Raw genomic sequence first — 20,680 nt, 5'->3', positions numbered from 1 at the left:
TGTTTTGGTTGGTTTGGTCACTTACCTAGACAACGACACAACATTTTTTGCTTCATTGATTATCAAATATTTTTCAATAGCACAACGCGTTAAAAAATAAAAAGCTGGCGAAAGCCAATGGCACCGGTACCCAGCAGAGATAAAAGATGCCCGCAGCTATATCCAGCAGGGTATAACGGTGCAAAGACCAATATTCATTGGGTGTCAGCAGCCGGCCGTCTTGCCAGATGCCAAACAGTTTTTTTTCTGCCTGGTACAGGCTTTCTATATGCACTGTATTGTAATGGTAATTGGGAAATGCCTTCATGTAATCGAAAATGATCCAGAAGATCATGAAAATGGAAAACCCGGTGATGAACTTGCGGGTGGCGGGAGACAGGTAGTAAAGCGTGTTGAACAATGCTACCAGTATCAGTTGCTCAGATTTGAATCCAATAAGAAATGACGATAGTAAAAGATAAGCAACAGACAAAGTACCCGTTAGCAGCAGGTCTTTTCGTGTGAATAAAGAAGCAGTAGTAAGGGAAGAAGGTCTTTGCATATCAGGGTTTAAATCGTTCCATCACTTCTTTACCAGTCGCTTCATCCCTACCCTTCAACTCCATGTAAATGATGTTGGGCGACCAGAAAGTACCGCCCGGGTCGACGCGAATGAAAATCCTGTTCAGTACCACCATTTTCTGGTTGATATGGGTGTAAACGTGGAATTTATTGTCGTGCGTCGATTTCATGAGGTATAAAGTCTGCTTTCTATACGATACGAAATGCAGCTTGTATTTGCCGGCCGATTCCATCTGCGACCTGATGCCGTAAGCGAAAATGCGTTGGATATAGTTGAGCTCTTTTCTCATCCCTCCTTCCGGATAGCGTATCCAGCATACATGCACGGGGTTGTCTTCATCCAGCTCTCCTTTGCTGTTCAGGTTCAGCTCACAAATGATGGTGTTGGTATTCGATGTGCGTTGCAGGTAAAACAATTGCTTGTCATTGCCTTTGGGAACCGGGAAAGTGTCTTGCGGATCGATCACCGCGGCGCTTGCAATTGGCTTCACAGTTTTACGGGGTGCTTCATGAGCCTGCGTTGCTATACCCAATACCAGCAGGCCCGCCAGCAGTAGCAGCTTTTGACCTGCATCTCTATGGTTGAGCGCTTTCCCAGCCTGCCGTAAACGATTGATGGCAGTGAGATTGGTGAGTACCGCCATCACTGTAATGGGAACAGTAAAAATAGACATAGTTTCCAGCACATGGAAAGAAACACCCGGAATATACCATTTATGATCGCCGCCAATATAATGAGCCGTGATGCCACAGGCAATCGCAGTAATCCCGATCAGGATCACCCGCTCGGGCCTTTGCATCAACCCATCTTTACACTGTATGCCCAATCCTTCCGCCCTTGCCCTCGTATAACTTACCATCATAGAGCCGATCATGGCAATGAAAGCAAAAATGGAGCTGAGAAAATAGTGATGCGCCACGAGATAATAACAGATACCGAAGAACATCACCAACTCACTGTAACGGTCCAGCACCGAATCGTATAAAGCACCAAATGAAGAGCTCATATTTCCCAAACGCGCCACCTGTCCGTCGAGCATATCGAACAGGCCTGCAAACAAAATCAACGCACCGGCCCAGCCCACATAAGAAAGATCGCCACGGTTTCCGCGTTCACCGCCCCTGATAAAAATAATGGTTACACCCACATTCAACGCGAAACCAATAGTGGTAACAGCATTGGGGGTGAGTCCTGCTTTGATCAACAGTTTCACAAAAGGGTCTATCACAACATAAATGCCTTTCTGCAATCTTACTCTAAGCGGCGCCTTTTCCATGAATCATGCACTTTTCAATACAAAATAAAAATATATTAACCAGAAAGCTGTAATCATCAACCACAGCTTTCCAACTCGTTTTAAAAATCGAACTTGAACCTGGTCCGTACACCGATCGTAGCGATATAAGGATTGTTCAGGTAAGTGAATCGTTTCACCAGGTCTACCCTGATCAGTTTGAATATATTACCCACTCCTACACTGCCTTCGATATAAGGTTCTTTGGAAAGTGAGAAACTCGTTGTAGTTCCTTCCAGGGAAGGAAACTTGATCAAAGCAGGGTTCAGGTTGGGATTGTTTTCATCCCGGACACCTCCGTACAACACTTTCACCGACAACAGTTCCCTCAATTTGAGCTTTCTCATCAAAGGGATCCGGTTAAAGATCAACCCATTGAAATGGTGATCGATGGTAACACCTGCATAGTGGTCACTTACGAACTCCATAAAGTTCATCAGGTTATATGAATTCAACTGGTAAGCATAAGTCTGGTTGGCACGGTGAATGGTCATAAGTGGATAAGGAAGCTGTCCGAAAATATAACCGCCCTCCAACACCAGGTCGCTGTAACCCAACTGCGACATATAAGCCCTCTTTTCTACCCGCAGGTTCAGGTTCTGGTAATTGTATTCACTACCAAACAATCCTTTCACACCTGCCGTAAAACGCAGTGTTAAAATGGGATATTCATTGATGATGGGAATACGATACACTTTACCCTGGTAAAATTGTTCATGCGGCGCCCAGCGCAATTCACCGGAGAGTTCGGTGGTGGTGATATGATCTACGGCCACCGTCCCGGTAGTATCTACTTTGCTATAACTGATAGCTCCCGCGGGTTGGTGTTGCCAATGCTTGAACCCAAAAGTGTACGACAAATGGCTGGGCAGTTCATGTATGTATTCCAGTTTGAAGATATCGTTGTACAATAGTTTATCGTTCTTACCTCTTTTGAAAGACAACAGGAAATTATCTTCCGATACAAACTGCAATTCCTGGCCGGGTATCTTGGTATCTTTCTGGTAGCTGGCCCTGATGAAGTTCAAAGGGTATTCATAGATCGATTTATTGTTGATGGAATAAGTTCCGCTGAGGAAATATTTCCATTTCTCATCTTTGAATCCATAAGCGCCATAAGTTTCAAAATAAATGCGTTTGCTCATCTTAGGCGTGGTTCTGCCGCCCAGTCTCAACTTGAATCCTTCAATGGGATTGAAACTGTAGAACGCATTAACAGGTCCTACTTCAAACGGACCAAAAGAGGTATACCCCGCAACCAGCAAAGTAGCAATAGCCATAGCTCTCCGGAACGAAGGCATTTTTTCCAGGCTATCGATATTGCTGTATATCTTCGATTCGGTATGTGTAAGTGAGTCGTGACGGTTGGCCAGCCAGAAGCTGTCGGTATGCAGCCCGGCCTTATCCAGTTTTACCAGTGAAGGTCCATTGTATACACTATCAGACAATGGTTTGTTCACTACATAGTTCTTATACGATACAGTTCTGCTGCCATAAAAACCGCTGGCCCCCGATTTGGTAATACCGGCTTCGGCCATCACACTGCTTTTCTTGATATGGTAACGGCTATCCTCGCTTTTTTCAAAATCAAGGTCGATATGCAGTTCACGCACCCAGTTCAGGTTGGCGTTTTTGCTGATGAACATATTCAGTTTCTGAACGGCATAGTTTCCATCGAGCGTGATGTACATATTACCCCTGAAGAGCAGGTCGTTGGTATTCCTGGGTGTGAAATACATTTTGATCAGCTTCCTGCCATTCTCATCGGTTACTGTATCCTTGATATAATACATGTAAAACGTGGGACCGAGATCGGCAATGGGGCTCAGGAACTGGTACGTGAAAAGCGGGATATTGTTGTCGTATATATCCACATCCATTACCAACCTGTTCAGGTAACTGCTTACTCCTTGGTTATCGATGTATTCACCAAAGTTCACCTGCTTCTGGCCGGTGACAATGGTTTTGGTTTTTTCTGGGTTACGGCGATAATATTTTTTCGACAATGTCTCTTCCAGGTAAACCGGCATCAACGATTTGCCGCGAACAGATACAGTATCCTTGTTATCGAATAAGAACTGGTACTTGCGCAACAGTTTGCTGTTCGTTATTTTTTCGGGAATACTGCTGAGTGATACTTCCAGTTTTTCGTACTGGTCGTATTGGAGATAGTTATACCGTTCCGTGCGGTTGATCGGTTTATTTTCGATCACGCGCCTGATGAGCTCAACCGCCGGGTTATTCTTATTCCTGTATTTCGCCCGCTTATTAGTAGTAACGGTTACATTGTTCACGGCACGGGGGTCCGTCTCCATTTCGAGGTTGATGGTTTGCTCCTTACCTATTGCAATAGGTCTTGAAATGGTGATATATCCTACATAAGAAATCTGAATAGTAGGATTGGATATCTTACCAGTTGATTGGAGTGTATAATTACCCAGACTGTCGGTAACTGTTCCGCGCCCTCCTTTGAATACCACGCTCACATACTGCAGTGGTTGTTTGGTAACTGTATCAACGACCTTTCCTTGTATCACGGTTTGTGATACTGCTGCATAAGCAAAGCCCAACAACAAGAACAGTAAGGAAAATAAATATTTTATCAGGGTCCTTTTCCTTTCCATAACAACTATTTAAACACGAATCTCTTTTGCATCAGGTAATTATAGGTAGCGCCTATAACTACTGATACCAGAATCTTCGACAACACATAATTTATTCTTCCATAGTTCGTAACTACATATACACCACCCGAAACCAATACCAGGTTGCCCATCCATACCAGCAGGTATTTGATCGCCTGTATAGGAATGCCTTTCTCCGTTGCCTTGAATACCCATCTCCTTCCCAGCACGAAGTTGGCAACTCCTCCGCTGATGGTACCGATCACACTTGCAGCCAGGTACCAGCAGTGAAACACTTCCACCAAAATGATGGTGACAGCGAAATCCACTATGGTGGCGGCCAGCGAAGCGGCCTGTGCTTTTATAAAAGTAACCATCGTTTAAAACAAGTTGAACCACAACACAAGTTGGAGCAGCAGGTTACTGTATATACCTGCAACCACATCATCGGCCATCACACCCCAGCCTCCGGGCAGTGATTCTGTTTTACGGATCAGCAGCGGTTTTACAATATCAAAAAAACGGAACAGGATCAGTCCTGCTATCACATACCAAAATTTTACCGGCACGAACAACAGCGTAACACACATACCTGCCACTTCATCGATCACTACACGGCTGCTGTCTTTTCCCCAATCTTTTTCGGTCTTCGATGCAACCCAGGTGCCTGCAAAAACAACGATCACTGCAACTATGAGACCAGTCGTGTAGCCCGCTGTTTTCAGCGGGGTCAGGTACCATACTGCGGCAGTTAGCGCAGCAGCAATGGTACCTCCTCCGCGGACATATCCTATTCCAAAGCAACTGGCGACCAGTTTACTGATGGTGATCATAATGCTTCAACCAGGTCCTGGTAATAATCCAATCCCAGGTGGGTGATCAGGTCTTCTCCCATAAGATGACGCAACGTATTCTGCAACTTGATCAACTGTTTGAAAATATCATGTTCCGGTCTCAGGCCTGGCGCTGTTTGCGGCGATTTGAAATAGAACGATAACCATTCCTGGATACCTGTCATACCTGCGCGCTTGGCGAGGTCCATGAACAATGCCAGGTCAAGCACGATAGGAGCTGCCAGGATAGAATCGCGACAGAGGAAGTTGATCTTGATCTGCATGCCATATCCAAGCCATCCGAAAATATCTATATTGTCCCAGCTCTCTTTGTTATCACCGTGCGGAGGATAATAATTGATGCGCACTTTATGATACAGTTCTCCATACAATCCTGGATTGATCTCCGGTTGTAAAATATCTTCCAATACACTCAGTTTAGATACTTCTTTTGTTTTGAAATTATCCGGATCGTCCAGCACCAGTCCGTCCCTGTTACCCAATATATTGGTAGAGAACCAGCCGCGAACACCCAGTGCTCTTGCGTGCAAACCTGGAGCCAGTATGGTTTTCATCAATGTTTGTCCGGTCTTGAAATCTTTTCCGCCAATCGGCGTATCGGTTTCTTTGGCCAACTGTATCAATGCAGGTATGTCGCAAGTGAGGTTGGGAGCGCCGTTCGCAAAAGGTATACCCATCCTGATGGCGGCATAGGCATAGATCATGCTGGGCGATATGGCTGGATCGTTATTTTTCAATCCTGCTTCGAAAGCTTCGATGCTTTCGTGCACAGCCGATTGTTCAATGTATTTCTCGGTTGAACCACACCATACCAGCGCTACCCTGTTACAACCATTGGTCTTGCTGAACTGCTCAATATCGGCAGCCACTGCTTTGGCCAGGTCGTATTTGGTAGGCGCTTCTTTGATATTATGTCCGTCGAGATTTTTGACATAAGATTTATCGAACACGGCTTTCATGGGTACGATGACCTCCAGCTCCGGCTTGATGGCCTGTAACAAGGCAGGCTCCAGCACTTTTGCTTTCATGGCTGCTTCATACACATTATCGTCGTATACATCCCATCCGCCGAAAACTACGTCCTGCAGGTTGGCTAAAGGAACAAAATCCTTAATCAGCGGGTACCTGTTTTCCGTGCGCTTACCCAAACGAATATTTCCCATCTGCGTAAGCGCCCCGATGGGTTGGGCCAGACCCTTGTTTACGGCTGCTACCCCGGCAATGAATGTGGTGGCTACGGCACCTAAACCGGGCAGCAGTATACCCAGTTTACCATCCGCTGATTGAATCTGTTCTTTCATTTTTTATGTATTTACCGTTCAATAAATCCGCCAATCAACCTATGATAGAACGATTGGCGGCTGTGTATATTTTACTTTTTTAAGTCCGCGTATCAGAATCGAAACAATGGATCCTATCCGCGCCTCCATTTTAGTGTATTTATTGTTGATGAACATGTCGCGCTCTATGCCGCGCAGCGAGCTCACCATAACCGAGGGTAACAGGTCTAGCTCCTTACCGATACTCCTGTCGAATTCGCCATTGGCCAGCCCGAATGAAAGGATACTCTTCATCAGTTTGGTTTCCTGCTGGTCGTATGCGAGGTACATGTGTTTCATGCACCGCATATTCTCCTGTAATTCGCCCCTGACGATCTTATAAAGATTTGATTTTTTTTGCAGCGCCTTGATCTTGGTAACGGCAAACATTTTCAGCTTCTCCTCTGCGGTAACTGCATGGTTCACAGCCTGCATCACCTGGTGGAACACTTCATCCATTTCCTTCATGATCACCGCATCGAATATTTCTTCCTTGCTGCAGAAATAATAATACAATGTGCTTTTCCCCTTACCCAGTGCTTTGGCAATATCTTCCATCGTGGTCTTTTTAAGACCATATTGCTGGAAAAGCTTCTGCGCTACTTTCAGTATCTCTTCCCTGATCAGTTCGTCTTTGGGTGAGGTGATCATTTTCGACTAAAATCGTTTTTCGGTCCAAAATTAGTGCAAAAACTTTTTCCCGGCACAACCGTTTATCAAAATCATCCGTTCTTGGAGGCAAAATGGCGCATCAGGTCGCAGAAGGTCTGTACGCTTTCCAGCGGGAGGGCATTGTACATGCTGATCCTGACGCCACCCACAGTACGGTAGCCTTTAACGCCGATCATGCCCTCCTGTTTGCAAAGATTCAGGAAGCTTTCTTCGAGAGAGGGTTTCTGTAAAAAGAAAATGGCATTCATCCAGCTGCGGTCTTCTTTGGCAACTACCGGCTGGTACACTTCCTGCAGGCTGTCGAGTGTATTGTAAAACAAGTCCGCCTTCGCGCGGTTCCTTTTCTCCATTTCGGGCAGTCCGCCTTCGTTCAATATCCAGCGCAGCGTAAGCATGCTCACATAAACTGCAAAAACCGGTGGTGTATTCATCAGCGATCCGGCTGCAATGTGTTTGCTGTAGTCCATGATGGCAGGTATCTTCCGGGATACCTTACCCAGCACGTCTTTGCGAATGACCGTCATGTTCACACCGGCGGCTCCCATATTCTTTTGCGCGCCTGCATAAATGAGCGCGAATTTGTTGAAGTCCATCGGCCTGCAAAAAATATCACTGCTCATATCGGCCACCAGCGGCACTGCTGTTTGCGGGAACTGGTGCCACTGTGTACCTTCCACTGTATTGTTGGTAGTGATATGCAAATAGCTGGCATCGGAAGGAATAGCAAAATCTTTCTGTATATAACTGTGTTTGCGGTCAGACGTATCAGACACTACCTGCACCTTTCCAAACAAAGCCGCTTCTTTGTGTGCCTTGTTTCCCCAGATACCATTATCGCAGTATGCGGCCATGGCATTTTCATCCAGCAGGTTCATCGGTACCTGCATGAACTGTGTGGTAGCGCCTCCGTGCAGAAAAAGCACTTCATGGTCATCGCCCAGTTGCATCAATGTTTTTACGGAGCTAATAGCTTCATTCAATATTTCCTGGAACCAGGCGGTACGATGACCGATTTCCAGAATAGACAATCCAGTGCCATTGAAATCGAGGATAGCCCTGGAAGCTGCTTCCAATACTGGTTGTGGCAGGATCGAAGGTCCTGAATTGAAGTTGTGAAGTTTCATTTCGGTTGCTTGAGGCCGCAAGATACTATATTCTTCATTTTTGCTCCCGACTAAAGTCCGGAGCAAAATTATTCATGCACATCTGTTACACCACCCGATACCGCATACTTCATAGCATCTGCAGCGCTCACCTTATCGATGAGGCGGATATGATCGCGGGGAACGATATACGTAATGCCCGATATGGCATAAGAATGCGGCACATACACCGTTACATGATCGGCAAGATCGAATTCGCGAGCCGATTGCTGCGTCATGAAACCGATACGCCATACATTGGGCGCATCTACATTCACCAGAACGGCTTTGTCGAATTTTTTCTTATTACCTGCAAAAGCTTCCAGGAAATCTTTCACCGACGAATAAATGAATTTGATACCCGGTGTTTTTTCCAATACGGTATCCAATACCGCTACCAATCTTCCCACCACAAAAAGTGATGACAACCATCCTACCAATAATACCAGGGCCACTACCACCACAAAACCCAGGCCAGGCAGACTGGTCACATTGCCGGCTATGTCTTTTTTTAACAGATCGGGAAACAAGGCATTCACCAGGTTGGGTAAAAAGCCGTCTACCAGCTTGAAAAGGCCCACTACTACCCACAGTGTGATGCCTATCGGCGCCAGTACGATCAACCCTTGTAAAAACAACTGCAAAAGTTTCTTCAGATAGTTGCGTACATTGGGTTTCAGCCTGCTCATGGCATTCAATTTGTATGCAATCTACAGAAGATTTCTTAATAGCACCGGAACCGTTCTTTTCAAAAAACGGCCATTAAAATACAATATTGGGTAAGCTGGTACGTCTCCCAGTTTGCGTTCATCTTATTTTTCAACCGTTCAACACAAAAAATGAGGGAAAAAGGCCGGAAACTTTAGCAACGATTAAAGTTTCCATAGTTTTACAGCCCGAAATGTGAGTTATGGACATACAAGAAAGAATTGTACTGAAAGCACACGAGCTGTTTATGCGCTATGGTATCCGTAGCGTAAGCATGGACGAAATTGCCAACCACCTGGGCATGAGCAAAAAGACCATTTACCAGTTTTTTGCCGATAAAGATGCGCTGGTGGAAAGTGTGATAGACATTGAGATCAGCAGGACCAGGGAGGACTGTACCGCTTACCGCCAGAAATCAGAGAATCCCATTCATGAGATTTTCCTGGCCGTTGAAATGCTGCAAGAGTTACTCAAAAGCATGAATCCATCGCTAATGTTCGATCTTGAAAAATATCATGCCAGGGTTTTTCAGAAAATCAGCGAGCACAAGAACCGCTTCCTGTATGATGTGATCAAAAGCAACTTGGAAAAAGGCATTAGAGATGAGTTGTACCGACCCGAGATCAATACGGATATCATGACCCGTTACCGGCTGGCCACTACATTCCTTTTGTTCAACCCGGCGTTGTTCTCTCCAGGAAAGTATACATTGCCGCAGGTGATGGAAGAGATCACGGATAATTTTTTATACGGACTGGTAACGGCGAAAGGACTGAAGCTCATCCAGAAATACAAGCAACAACGATTAAAGACAAAAAATGTAACCTATGAGTAAAAGAGGATCAACAACCATTTGGCTGTTTTGTCTGGCATTGTTCAGCAGCACGGGTTTTGCACAAGCACCGGGGGCCATACATGAACTTTCCATTCAGCAGGCTGTGGAATATGCACACAAGAATAATGTACAGGTAAAGAACGCCCTGCTCGACATCAGCATCCAGCAGCAGAGCAACAGGGATATTACTTCTGCAGCGCTGCCCAGCGTAACAGGATCGATCGGAGCAACAGATTACCTGAAGATCCCTACTTCACTGTTGCCAGGAGAAGTGTTCGGCCAACCGCGCGGAACCTATATCCCGGTTCAGTTCGGTACCAAATACAATTCCACCGCCAGCATACAGCTGCAGCAGTTGTTGTTCGACGGACAGGTATTCATTGGTCTGCAGGCAAGGGCCACTTCCCTGGAATGGCGAAAAAAATCTGCGGAAGTAACCGAGGAAGCCATCAAGACCAATATTTATAAAATATACTACCAGCTCGTTGTAAGCAAAACACAGATCGCGCTGCTCGATGCCAATATCAACCGGTTGAACAAACTGGATCATGATACACGCGAGTTGTATAAAAACGGTTTTGCAGAAAAACTGGATCTCGACAAGATCGCCGTGCAGGTTGCCAATCTGCAAACTGAAAAAACCAAGGCGCTCAACAATATCGATATTGGTTACCTGGGGTTGAAAACGCTTATGGGCATGCCCATCAAAGACAGTCTCGTGCTAACCGAAAAAATCACAGATGACCAGATTAAGGAAGATTTTACGAATGACAGCAGCTACCAATACTTCGACAGAAAAGAATTTCAATACCTGCAACTGGCCAAGAAACTGAACGAGTTCAACATCAAGCGTTACAAACTCAGCTATTTCCCCACGCTTTCATTGACCGGCGCTTACAGCAAAAATGCCCAGCGCAATGAATTCGACTTTTTTGGGAAAGGCGACTGGTTCACCACTTCGTATGTGGGACTGAATATCTCCATTCCTATTTTCGATGGTTTTGCCAAAGATTCCAGGATCAAAAAATCCAGGATGGAGCTGACGCAAACCAATAACCAGATCGATAATCTGCAATTGTCTATCGACAATGAAGTAGCGCAGGCCAGGATCAATTTCCGTTCTGCCATCTCCACCATGAATTACCAGAAGAAGAACATGGACCTGGCAGAAGATGTGTACAACCAGACCAAAAAGAAATACGAAATAGGTTCGGGCTCGAATACAGAAATCACTTCTGCCCAAACAGATCTCGTTACTGCTCAAACTAATTATATCAACGCTTTGTATACCGCCATCATTGCGAAGGTGGATTACCTGAAAGCAATAGGAAAATTATAATCACTACCAACCTAAAACCGAGTATATGCAAAAGATAGCACAACTGGCGCTCATGGCAACCGCTATTACCCTGGCATCTTGCGGAGCCAAGTCAGACAACAATGCAACCAGTGAAAAACAGGCAAAACTGGCCGAACTCAAAAAACAGCAGGCCGGTATCAATGCTCAAATTGAAACACTGGAAAAAGAACTCGCCAAAACCGATCCCGCCGCAGCCAAAGAAGAAAAGGCCAAACTGGTAACCATTGCTGCCATCCAGCCCGAAACCTTTGTGCATTATATTGACCTACAGGGAAGGGTTGAAGCGGTGAATATTTCTTATGTGGCTCCTAAAGGCGCGCCCGGTGTAGTGAAAGCGGTGTATGTGAAAAAAGGCGACGTGGTGAGGAAAGGCCAGCTGCTGCTGAAACTCGAAGACGCCATCCCTCGCCAGAGCCTGGCCGCAGCACAGCAGAACCAGGAGACACTCAAAACACAACTGGCTTACCTGAAGAACTTGTACCAGAAGCAGAAAAACCTTTGGGACCAGAACATCGGTACTGAAGTACAACTCATCACTGCTAAGAACAATGTTGACAATGTGGAGAGCCAGATGAAAGCCAGCGATGAACAAATCAAGATCGCCAAAGAGCAACTGAATTATACTTCTATTTACAGCGATGTGAATGGTGTGGCTGAAGATGTGAACATCCGCGTGGGTGAAACCTTTGCAGGTATTGCCGGTACCAGTCCGCAAATAAAGATCGTGAACACATCCGACCTGAAAGTAACCACAGAGGTACCGGAAAACTATCTTGGCAAAGTAGCTGTAGGCACTAAAGTAAAAGTAAACCTGCCAGATATCAATCGCACGCTCGATGCCAAAATCAGCGTGGCCGGTAAACTCATCGATCTTACCAACAGGAGTTTCTTTGCAGAAGCCAGGATACCTTCCGATGCTGCGTTCCATCCCAACCAGGTGGCGCTTGTGCAGATACAGGATTACACCAAACCACAATCCATCACCGCTCCTGTCAATACCATCCAATCGGACGATAAAGGCAAATACGTAATGGTGGCTGTTAAAGAAAATGGCAAAATGATCGCTCACAAAAGACCGGTAGTAATTGGTGAATTCTATGGCGATAAAATGGAAATCAAATCAGGACTGCAAACAGGAGACCTGATCGTTACTGATGGTTTCCAGAGCCTGTATGAAGGTCAGCTCATCACAACGGAAAATAAATAACCCACTGTCTAAGACCAATACCAAACTATTTATATGAGCGTATTAGAAAATATCAAACACAAGTTCAAGGAGTTTGGGCCTACTACCTGGAGTATCAAAAACAAAACATCGATCTACCTGATGATGCTCTTCGTGAGTATTGCAGGTATATTCCAGTTTGTTACGTTGCCCAAAGAACAGTTCCCGGATATTGTGATTCCTACTATTTATGTTCAAACCATTTATGTAGGTAACTCTCCGAAAGACATCGAAAACCTCGTTACGAGGCCTATTGAGAAACAGATCAAGGGAATCACAGGAGCCAAGATCAAAAAGTTCACCAGTACATCGCAGCAGGATTATTCTGCCATCATCGTTGAATTTGACACTGATGTAAAGACCGATGTGGCGTTACAGAAAGTGAAAGATGCGGTGGACAAATCAAAGCAGGACCTTCCCAACGATCTTACACAAGAGCCTACCGTATTGGAAGTAAGCTTCAGTGAGCAGCCCATCATGTATGTGAACCTGAGTGGCGACTATGATCTCCCCCGTCTGAAAAAATATGCCGATGACCTGAAAGACAAGCTGGAAGACCTTTCGCAGATCACCCGCGTGGATATCGTAGGCGCTCCGGAAAGGGAATTTCAGATCAATGTAGACAATTACCGCATGCAGAGCTCCGGTATCACTTTCGATGATATCAATGCTGCCGTACAGCGCGAGAACATGGATATATCCGGCGGTTTGCTGGATGTGGGCAAGATGAAGCGCAACCTGCAGTTGAAAGGCCAGTTGAAAACAGCCCAGGATATCGGGAAGATCATCGTTCGTAATACCAGCGGTGCTCCCATCTACCTGAAAGACATTGCCAGGGTAATTGATACCACCAAGGAAAAAGAAAGCTATGCGCGTCTCGATGGCAAGAATGTGGTAACCCTGAACATCATTAAACGCAGTGGTGAAAACCTCATTGAAACCAGTGATGGTGTGAAAAAAGTAGTGGAAAGCGCCAAAGGTGTTCTGTTCCCGAAAGATCTCAAAGCAGTGATCACCGGTGATATGAGTATCAAAACAAGAATCTCATTCAACGACCTGGTGAACTCTATTGTGATCGGTTTCGTATTGGTATTAATTGTACTCATGTTCTTCATGGGTGTCATCAATGCCTTCTTCGTAGCGCTATCGGTGCCGTTGAGTATGTTCGTGGCCTTCGTGTTCTTACCGGGTGCCGATCTCATCATAGGCACACACGTGACACTGAACTTCATTGTGCTCTTTGCCTTGTTGTTCGGTCTCGGTATCATTGTGGATGACGCGATTGTGGTGATCGAAAACACCCACCGTATTTTCACGGAAGGAAAGGGCAGGCTACCGATTACGACTTCTGCACGAATGGCTGCGGGCGAGGTATTTGTGCCGGTATTGGCTGGTACGCTTACTACGCTGGCTCCCTTTTTCCCGCTACTCTTCTGGCCGGGTATCATTGGCAAGTTCATGGTGTACTTACCCACCATGCTCATATTCACGCTGGCCGCTTCATTGGTGGTAGCATTCATCATGAACCCGGTATTCGCCGTAGACTTCATGGCCCATGCCGATGATGAGAGCAAGGAAGCGCCTGGCGCCATCTTTAAAAAGAAAGGTTTCTGGATTGCTATTGGTGTAGGCTTGTTACTGGATTTGGCCGGCGCTCCTTTCTGGGGCAACCTGCTCATCTTCTTCATGCTGCTCGTTATCTTAAACCGTTTCGTGCTCGACAAAGCCATCCACTCATTCCAGAACAGAGCCCTGCCCTGGATCATGAATCACTATGAACGTTTGCTCCGTTGGGCCCTGAAAGGATGGAGACCCGTGCACCTTTTATTAGGAACCATTGCATTGTTCTTTGTCTCCTTCTTTGCATTCTCCGGCAGCATCGCTTCGGGCAGGATACCTATTACTTTCTTTCCGCAGGGAGATCCCAACCAGATCTATGTGTACCTGAAATTGCCGGTAGGAACGAATGTAGCTTATACAGACTCCATTACCCGCATACTGGAATCACGTGTGAACAAAGTATTGGGCGTTGATAACGGCAAACAAAACCCCGTAGTGGAAAGTATCATCAGCAACGTGGCCATCGGTGCGGGCGACCCTGCCAGTGGCGACCGTAGTACACGCAGCGAACTGGGAAGGATACAGGTATCATTCGTGGAATTTGAGAAAAGGCATGGCGTTTCTACACGGCCTTATCTCGACAAGATCCGCGCAGAGATGAAAGGTATTCCCGGCGCCGAGATCAGTGTTGACCAGGAGAAAGGCGGACCTCCCACCGATCCTCCCATCAATATTGAAATTGCCAGTGAAGAATTTGATGACCTGATCAAGACAGCCATTGCGCTCAAAAATTATCTCGACAGCATACAGGTACCGGGTGTGGAAGAATTGAAAATGGATGTGGATCTTCAAAACCCCGAGATCACGCTTACCGTAGATCGTGATCGTGCCCTGATCGAAGGTGTTTCTTCTGCCCAGATCGGTTCGCAGATACGTACTGCTTTGTTCGGAAAAGAAGTATCGAAGATCAAAGAAGGTAAAGAAGAATATAAAATACAATTGCGCAACAACGAGCTGCAAAGAAAAAGTCTGGTTGATCTGCTGAACATGCGCGTTTCATTCCGCGATATGGCCAGTGGCGGTGCAGTGAAGAATATTCCGATTGGTGCATTGGTAAAAGTAGAACCCACTTCTACCCTTGGAAGCGTGAAACGCAAGAACCAGAAACGCCTGATCACTTTGCGTTCGAATGTATTGACCACAAAAGGTTACAATGCAACGGCTGTGAACCAGGTACTGGCCAAACATATTGCCAATTTCAATAAGAAGCCCGATAATGTAACCATCAAACAAACAGGTGAAGGTGAACAACAGGCCGAAACAGGAGCATTCCTGGGTAAAGCGCTGGCCATTGCACTCGGACTGATCTTGCTGGTACTGGTATTGCAGTTCAACAGTGTGAGCAAACCGGTGATCATTCTCACCGAGATCATTTTCAGTGTGATTGGTGTATTCATTGGCTTCACCATCACCGGAATGGAGGTATCGATATTGATGACAGGGCTGGGTATTGTTGGTCTCGCAGGTATTGTGGTGAAGAATGGTATCCTGGTGATTGAATTCGCCGATGAGTTGCGCTCCCGCGGTATCAAAACCAGGGAAGCAGTGATACAGGCAGGTAAAACACGTATTATTCCAGTATTATTGACCGCGCTGGCGGCGATACTCGGATTCATTCCCATCGCCACAGGCTTCAACATCAACTTCATCACGCTGTTTTCCGAACTCAATCCGCATATCTTCTTCGGAGGTGATAATGTGGTATTCTGGAAGCCGTTGAGCTGGACCATCATATTCGGTCTCGCCTTCGCCTTCTTCATGACCCTGTTCATCGTTCCCAGCATGTACCTTATTGCAGAACGCCTGCGCAGGCCCATGCGTAACATGTTCGGTGGTAAATGGATCAGCTTCATGGGTATTCCGCCGCTCACCATCATATTCCTGTTGCTGATGGTAGTGGCGCTCATCAGGCACCGTATCGCCAGGAAAAAAAGAGAAAGAAGATTGAAGAACGATAAGAATGTCAACGCTGCTTTTACCGGCAGCTGGTTCTAACATAGTTTTGGTTAATAATCAACCGGCCGCCAACGTTTGTGAAGACACAAGCCTGGCGGCCTTTTTATTAACACAGGTGAACCAGCTTCTCTACTGCTCTTTCTAATGTCTGCTCTTTTTTCGCAAAACAAAAGCGCAGCACTTTATCATCTTTGCCTTCTTTATAAAAGGCCGACACGGGAATGGTAGCAATGCCATATTCGCGTGTTAACCTGATGGCCAGCTCTTTATCGGTTTCATTACTGAAATGACCGTAGCCATAGCATTCAAAATAACTGCCGTGCGAAGGAATGCACCTGAATGGTGTTGCTTCCATCAGTTTTCGGAAATAATCGCGTTTTTGTTGCATGAAGTCACTCAATGAAAGATACGCGTCTTCATGCGTGATGTATTCGGCTAATGCTACCTGCTTGGATGTATCGCAACTGAAACAATTGAATTGATGCACTTTTCTAAACTCTTGCATCAGGCTGGGGGCGCTGATGCAATAACCCATTTTCCAGCCGGTGCAATGATAGGTTTTGCCAAAAGAAAAACATACAAAGCTTCTCTCCAGCAAAGCGGGGTAACGCAAGACCGACTGGTGAGCGATACCATCGAATATCAAGTGCTCATACACTTCATCGCTTAACACAATGATATGGGTTCCTGCAACAATTTCCTGTAATTGCCGCATATCTTCTTCACGCAATACGCTACCGGTAGGGTTATGTGGCGAATTGATCATGATCATCCTGGTTCTACCACTGATTTTGGAACGAACTTCATCCCATGGAATCGAATAACCGGGATATCGCAGTGGTATCAATACCGGTTTGGCGCCATTGATTTCAATATTGGGAATATAACTATCATAGGCGGGTTCAAAAACGATCACTTCATCACCTGGTTGTAATACAGTGGTGAGCGCTGTATAAATAGCATAAGTACCACCAGGTGTTATCGTTATTTGCGCGTCAGGGTCTATGGCAGCACCGTATAGTTGCGCAGCTTTGGCTGCCAGCCTTTCACGCAGCAGGGGCAGTCCGTTCATATGCGTGTACTGGTTCCATCCGTTGCGCATGGCTTTATCAACAAGTGAAACCAGTTCATCGCTCATGGGAAAGTCGGGAAATCCCTGGCCCAGGTTCACTGCTCCATGTTCTGCAGCCAACTGGCTCATGACCGTAAAAATAGTAGTGCCTACATTGTGCAGCTTCGAATGGATGAGGGGTTGCATGAAAGAACAATTAGGTATGATCAATGCATTTATTGCAGCAATTTACTGATATGTACCAATCTTCCGTCTTGTGTTACCCCTTCCAGTATAAATTGGAGTGAATGACTGATATGGCAATGTCTCCTGGCATTATTAAAGAAATGGGAAAGTGCCTGTATCAGGGAGCCAACTGGTTGGAGAGACGCTTCAATTCTGTTTCGGCAATTTTGCCCATGTAGTTAAGGTTCATCAAACGGTAGCCTGCATCTTCAAAGCTTTGCTGCGCCAGCTTTACGTCAACGATGGTGGCCTGCCCCACTTGAAAACGCTGTAATACCAGGTCCATCAACCGGCCCGAGAGGCGATAATTGTCCTGCTCGGTCTCTAATTGCTCCAACGCATTAGTGTAAGATTGAAAAGCTCTTACAGCGCCCGCTTCGAGACTAAGCGCCAGGTTATCGCGTTGAATAAGGGCATTGCGTGTATTGATCTCTGCTACCTGTTGTTGCCTTTTGCTGGCGCTTCCGTTATAGATGGGTATCGACAAACTGAGACCAACAAAAGGGCCATAACTTTGGTTCAGCAGGCTGAAACCTGCACTACTCTTGTTGCTATTGAAATTATACCCGGTATTGGCACGCAGAGAGGGATAACGGAGGGCGGCTGTTTCTTTTTCTATGAGTGCATTGATCTGCACCTGGCTGGCAGCAGAAAGTAATTGGGGATTATCTTTCAATGCCGAACGGATATTATCCAGACGGATAGAACGGTCTACCACAATCGTATCGGCAATATTCACGGAAGAGTCTGGCTTTGCAACAATCAGGTTCAGCAGATCTGTCTTGGCCTGCTGAATTACCAATTGCTGGTTGAGTTTTGATTGCAGCAATGTATTGAGGTCGAGCTGTGCCTGGTATATATCTGCATTGTTCGACAGTCCGGCTTCTTTACGCACCTGCAGTATGGATAATTTTTGTTTCGATACTTCGATGGATTGAAGAATGGTTTGCAGGAGTTGCTGCTGCCGTACAATATCATAGTACTTCACACTAACCGCTGCAATGGTGTTCTGTATCTGGGCATTCAGCAATTGCTGGTTCTGGCGTTGTAATTCACCCAGTCTTTTCTCGGTTGTTACTACCCGGTACCCATTGTATAGTAAAATACTACCAGTGATGCCTGCTGTTAAGTTGTTGGAACCTACATTGTTCCTTTTCACATCACGCGCAGCGTCTGCATATTTCTGGTTGATGGTAGTGAGTTGTTCATTATCGCCTGCCGTTGCGCTTACTACCGGCAAAGCTCCTGCCACACCGCTGTTATTATTGATGTTGCTGATCTCCAGGTTGTTTTTAGCCAAACGGATATCGAAGCTGTTTTTCAATGCGGTATTAACAGCATCGGAAAGCGACAGTGACTGCTGGGAATACCCTTCCATGGCAAGGGCAGTCAGGAAAACAAACAATAATTTTTTCATGTGCTGTGAAATTACCGGGCTGCTGTTGATGCATCCTCAAAAATTACACCAACGGATGAGTTCAGCTTACCAGGGTACCAACACGCATGCCTTCCACCACTTTCAACAAGTTGCCTGGCTTATTCATGTCGAATACAATGATGGGCAGCTTATTTTCCATGCAAAGTGTAAACGCGGTCATATCCATTACCCGCAGGTTCTGGTTGATGCATTCCTGGAAACTTACCGTATCGAATTTTTTAGCTGAAGGGTCTTTTTCGGGATCGGCATTATAAACACCGTCTACGCGCGTTCCTTTCAATATCACATCTGCTTTCATTTCAATAGCACGCAGCGATCCCGCTGTATCGGTAGTAAAATAAGGATTACCGGTACCTGCGCCGAAAATTACCACACGTCCCTTTTCCAGGTGGCGAAGGGCTTTGCGGCGGATATAAGGCTCGGCCACCTGTTCCATATTGATGGCGCTTTGTAAACGCGTATACACGCCGATCTTTTCCAGCATCGCCTGCATGGCCATCGCATTAATCACCGTAGCAAGCATACCCATATAATCGCCATGCGCCCGCTCGATGCCACTTTCGGCCTCATTCATACCCCGGTAAATATTACCACCGCCGATCACAATGGCTACCTGCACACCGAGGTCGGTCACCATTTTGATATCCTGTGCATATTGCTCAATGATACGGGGGTTAAAAGGATCACCATTCTGCTGGTCGCCTAATAAGGCTTCACCGGATAGTTTGAGGAGAATACGCTTGAACTTGGGGAGCATGAGGAGGTTATTGATTCGACTGCAAATAACCTGAATTTTTAATGAGTCGCCAAACAGAAAATAAAAAGGGGTGGCCTGTATCAGTACCACCCCCTCAATTATGCTACAACAGCATTGCCCTTATCCCAGTGCAACACGTTTAAAACCTGTTACTTTCAGATCGGCTCCTACGCTCTTCAGGTATTCGCCCACACTCTTACCGCCGTCTTTCACAAAAGCCTGTGCCAGTAAGGTTTGCTCTTTGAAGAAAGCATTCAGTTTGCCTTCAGCGATCTTGGAGATCATTTCATCGGGCTTACCGGCCATTTTAGGATCCTGCTTCATGGTATCTACGATGATAGCCCTTTCCCTTTCGATCACATCGGCAGGAACTGAGTCGGCATCCACCGCTACAGGGTTCATCGCTGCGATCTGCATAGCGATGTCTTTTCCTGCTTCAGCAGCTTCGCTTGACAGTCCAACCAACACGCCCATACGGTAAGCGCCATGGATATAAGAAGCTACATAAGGCGCTTCGATCTTTTCGAATTTCGCAACACCGATCTTTTCACCGATGGCTGCCAGTTTATCGTTGATCAGGTCAGATACTTTAGCCCCATTGATCACCACTTCATTCAGTTCTTCAGCGCTGTTCACGTTGTTGGCTACAGCAGCATCGGCGATGCTTTGCGCGAAGGCAACAAAGTCTGCGTTTTTAGAAACAAAGTCGGTTTCGCAGCTTATGCATACAATAAAACCGGTTTTATTATCAGCAGATGTTTTTGCAATGATCACACCTTCTTTCGCTTCACGGTCGCTGCGTTTTGCAGCTACTTTTTGACCCTGCTTGCGCAGCCAGTCGATCGCTGCTTCAAAATCACCGTTTGTTTCGGTGAGGGCCTTGCGGCAATCCATCATGCCGGCGCCGGTAGCCTGGCGGAGTTTATTAATTTCTGCGGCTGTAATTGTTGCAGTACTCATATTCTTTTTACAATTTTGAAAACGTTATTGTTGATCAAATAAATTGGGTCATCATGC

General features: G+C 46.0%; 17 protein-coding genes. 4 read left to right on the top strand and 13 right to left on the bottom strand.

Annotated elements, in window-relative coordinates; translation table 11 throughout:
- Window positions 1-73 precede the first annotated feature (73 nt).
- The 9 genes from BLU98_RS16250 to BLU98_RS16210 all read right to left on the bottom strand — a co-directional run bounded on the left by BLU98_RS16250 (window position 74) and on the right by BLU98_RS16210 (window position 9,156).
- Entirely contained in the window at window positions 74-541 is a 468-nt protein-coding gene (locus BLU98_RS16250) for a hypothetical protein (RefSeq protein WP_092726831.1), read from the bottom strand.
- 1 nt (window position 542) lies between these two features.
- Window positions 543-1,838, bottom strand: a complete 1,296-nt coding sequence (locus BLU98_RS16245) for a DUF4833 domain-containing protein (RefSeq protein ID WP_092726828.1) — start codon at window positions 1,836-1,838, stop codon at window positions 543-545.
- A gap of 80 nt (window positions 1,839-1,918) precedes the next feature.
- A complete protein-coding gene (locus BLU98_RS16240; protein WP_092726826.1) occupies window positions 1,919-4,480 on the bottom strand; it encodes a DUF5686 and carboxypeptidase-like regulatory domain-containing protein in 2,562 nt (853 codons plus the stop codon).
- Window positions 4,481-4,485: 5 nt separating this feature from the next.
- Window positions 4,486-4,857, bottom strand: coding sequence for a GtrA family protein (locus BLU98_RS16235; RefSeq protein WP_092726824.1), 372 nt, complete (start codon window positions 4,855-4,857; stop codon window positions 4,486-4,488).
- 3 nt (window positions 4,858-4,860) lie between these two features.
- Window positions 4,861-5,313: a phosphatidylglycerophosphatase A family protein gene (locus BLU98_RS16230; RefSeq protein WP_092726822.1), complete on the bottom strand. Its 453-nt coding sequence runs from the start codon at window positions 5,311-5,313 to the stop codon at window positions 4,861-4,863.
- The gene (locus tag BLU98_RS16225) at window positions 5,310-6,635 is read right to left on the bottom strand and encodes an inositol-3-phosphate synthase (RefSeq protein ID WP_092726820.1); all 1,326 of its coding nucleotides are present in this window, start codon (window positions 6,633-6,635) and stop codon (window positions 5,310-5,312) included. The genes BLU98_RS16230 and BLU98_RS16225 overlap by 4 nt, the downstream gene beginning before the upstream one ends.
- A gap of 39 nt (window positions 6,636-6,674) precedes the next feature.
- Window positions 6,675-7,304, bottom strand: a complete 630-nt coding sequence (locus BLU98_RS16220) for a TetR/AcrR family transcriptional regulator (RefSeq protein WP_092726816.1) — start codon at window positions 7,302-7,304, stop codon at window positions 6,675-6,677.
- Between the two features lie 71 nt (window positions 7,305-7,375).
- Window positions 7,376-8,449, bottom strand: coding sequence for a 3-phosphoserine/phosphohydroxythreonine transaminase (gene serC, locus BLU98_RS16215; RefSeq protein WP_092726842.1), 1,074 nt, complete (start codon window positions 8,447-8,449; stop codon window positions 7,376-7,378).
- Between the two features lie 68 nt (window positions 8,450-8,517).
- Window positions 8,518-9,156, bottom strand: a complete 639-nt coding sequence (locus tag BLU98_RS16210; protein WP_092726812.1) for a DUF502 domain-containing protein — start codon at window positions 9,154-9,156, stop codon at window positions 8,518-8,520.
- Between the two features lie 221 nt (window positions 9,157-9,377).
- Between BLU98_RS16210 and BLU98_RS16205 the strand changes: the two genes are divergently transcribed.
- From BLU98_RS16205 to BLU98_RS16190, 4 genes are read left to right on the top strand one after another with little or no spacing between them, the layout of a single operon-like run.
- Window positions 9,378-10,010 (top strand): TetR/AcrR family transcriptional regulator, encoded by a 633-nt coding sequence (locus tag BLU98_RS16205; RefSeq protein WP_092726809.1) that lies wholly within the window; start codon window positions 9,378-9,380, stop codon window positions 10,008-10,010.
- Window positions 10,003-11,349 carry a TolC family protein gene (locus BLU98_RS16200; protein ID WP_092726807.1) on the top strand — a complete coding sequence of 449 codons (1,347 nt, stop codon included), beginning with the start codon at window positions 10,003-10,005 and terminating at the stop codon, window positions 11,347-11,349. The genes BLU98_RS16205 and BLU98_RS16200 overlap by 8 nt, the downstream gene beginning before the upstream one ends.
- Window positions 11,350-11,374: 25 nt before the next feature.
- On the top strand, window positions 11,375-12,577 hold the full coding sequence (locus BLU98_RS16195) for an efflux RND transporter periplasmic adaptor subunit (protein ID WP_092726804.1): 1,203 nt from the start codon (window positions 11,375-11,377) through the stop codon (window positions 12,575-12,577).
- Window positions 12,578-12,610: 33 nt separating this feature from the next.
- A complete protein-coding gene (locus tag BLU98_RS16190; protein WP_092726802.1) occupies window positions 12,611-16,210 on the top strand; it encodes an efflux RND transporter permease subunit in 3,600 nt (1,199 codons plus the stop codon).
- Between the two features lie 67 nt (window positions 16,211-16,277).
- On the opposite strand, the gene BLU98_RS16185 is transcribed toward BLU98_RS16190, so the two are convergent.
- The 4 genes from BLU98_RS16185 to tsf all read right to left on the bottom strand — a co-directional run bounded on the left by BLU98_RS16185 (window position 16,278) and on the right by tsf (window position 20,623).
- Window positions 16,278-17,429 carry a methionine aminotransferase gene (locus BLU98_RS16185; RefSeq protein ID WP_092726799.1) on the bottom strand — a complete coding sequence of 384 codons (1,152 nt, stop codon included), beginning with the start codon at window positions 17,427-17,429 and terminating at the stop codon, window positions 16,278-16,280.
- 157 nt (window positions 17,430-17,586) lie between these two features.
- On the bottom strand, window positions 17,587-18,885 hold the full coding sequence (locus BLU98_RS16180) for a TolC family protein (protein WP_092726797.1): 1,299 nt from the start codon (window positions 18,883-18,885) through the stop codon (window positions 17,587-17,589).
- 61 nt (window positions 18,886-18,946) lie between these two features.
- Window positions 18,947-19,663, bottom strand: coding sequence for a UMP kinase (gene pyrH, locus BLU98_RS16175; RefSeq protein WP_026768410.1), 717 nt, complete (start codon window positions 19,661-19,663; stop codon window positions 18,947-18,949).
- 120 nt (window positions 19,664-19,783) lie between these two features.
- Window positions 19,784-20,623 carry a translation elongation factor Ts gene (tsf, locus tag BLU98_RS16170; protein WP_026768411.1) on the bottom strand — a complete coding sequence of 280 codons (840 nt, stop codon included), beginning with the start codon at window positions 20,621-20,623 and terminating at the stop codon, window positions 19,784-19,786.
- Window positions 20,624-20,680 lie beyond the last annotated feature (57 nt).

The organism is Hydrobacter penzbergensis (assembly GCF_900106985.1).
GTDB classification, from domain to species: Bacteria; Bacteroidota; Bacteroidia; order Chitinophagales; family Chitinophagaceae; genus Sediminibacterium; species Sediminibacterium magnilacihabitans.
The sequence above is the reverse complement of the archived record's forward strand: the minus strand, read 5'-3'. Positions and strand labels throughout refer to the sequence as shown.

Bases quoted from the DNA above. Each gene is read 5' to 3' on its own strand.
- BLU98_RS16250 (WP_092726831.1), bottom strand. From the start codon at position 541: ATGCAAAGACCTTCTTCCCTTACTACTGCTTCTTTATTCACACGAAAA.
- BLU98_RS16245 (WP_092726828.1), bottom strand. From the start codon at position 1,838: ATGGAAAAGGCGCCGCTTAGAGTAAGATTGCAGAAAGGCATTTATGTT.
- BLU98_RS16240 (WP_092726826.1), bottom strand. From the start codon at position 4,480: ATGGAAAGGAAAAGGACCCTGATAAAATATTTATTTTCCTTACTGTTC.
- BLU98_RS16235 (WP_092726824.1), bottom strand. From the start codon at position 4,857: ATGGTTACTTTTATAAAAGCACAGGCCGCTTCGCTGGCCGCCACCATA.
- BLU98_RS16230 (WP_092726822.1), bottom strand. From the start codon at position 5,313: ATGATCACCATCAGTAAACTGGTCGCCAGTTGCTTTGGAATAGGATAT.
- BLU98_RS16225 (WP_092726820.1), bottom strand. From the start codon at position 6,635: ATGAAAGAACAGATTCAATCAGCGGATGGTAAACTGGGTATACTGCTG.
- BLU98_RS16220 (WP_092726816.1), bottom strand. From the start codon at position 7,304: ATGATCACCTCACCCAAAGACGAACTGATCAGGGAAGAGATACTGAAA.
- serC (WP_092726842.1), bottom strand. From the start codon at position 8,449: ATGAAACTTCACAACTTCAATTCAGGACCTTCGATCCTGCCACAACCA.
- BLU98_RS16210 (WP_092726812.1), bottom strand. From the start codon at position 9,156: ATGAGCAGGCTGAAACCCAATGTACGCAACTATCTGAAGAAACTTTTG.
- BLU98_RS16205 (WP_092726809.1), top strand. From the start codon at position 9,378: ATGGACATACAAGAAAGAATTGTACTGAAAGCACACGAGCTGTTTATG.
- BLU98_RS16200 (WP_092726807.1), top strand. From the start codon at position 10,003: ATGAGTAAAAGAGGATCAACAACCATTTGGCTGTTTTGTCTGGCATTG.
- BLU98_RS16195 (WP_092726804.1), top strand. From the start codon at position 11,375: ATGCAAAAGATAGCACAACTGGCGCTCATGGCAACCGCTATTACCCTG.
- BLU98_RS16190 (WP_092726802.1), top strand. From the start codon at position 12,611: ATGAGCGTATTAGAAAATATCAAACACAAGTTCAAGGAGTTTGGGCCT.
- BLU98_RS16185 (WP_092726799.1), bottom strand. From the start codon at position 17,429: ATGCAACCCCTCATCCATTCGAAGCTGCACAATGTAGGCACTACTATT.
- BLU98_RS16180 (WP_092726797.1), bottom strand. From the start codon at position 18,885: ATGAAAAAATTATTGTTTGTTTTCCTGACTGCCCTTGCCATGGAAGGG.
- pyrH (WP_026768410.1), bottom strand. From the start codon at position 19,663: ATGCTCCCCAAGTTCAAGCGTATTCTCCTCAAACTATCCGGTGAAGCC.
- tsf (WP_026768411.1), bottom strand. From the start codon at position 20,623: ATGAGTACTGCAACAATTACAGCCGCAGAAATTAATAAACTCCGCCAG.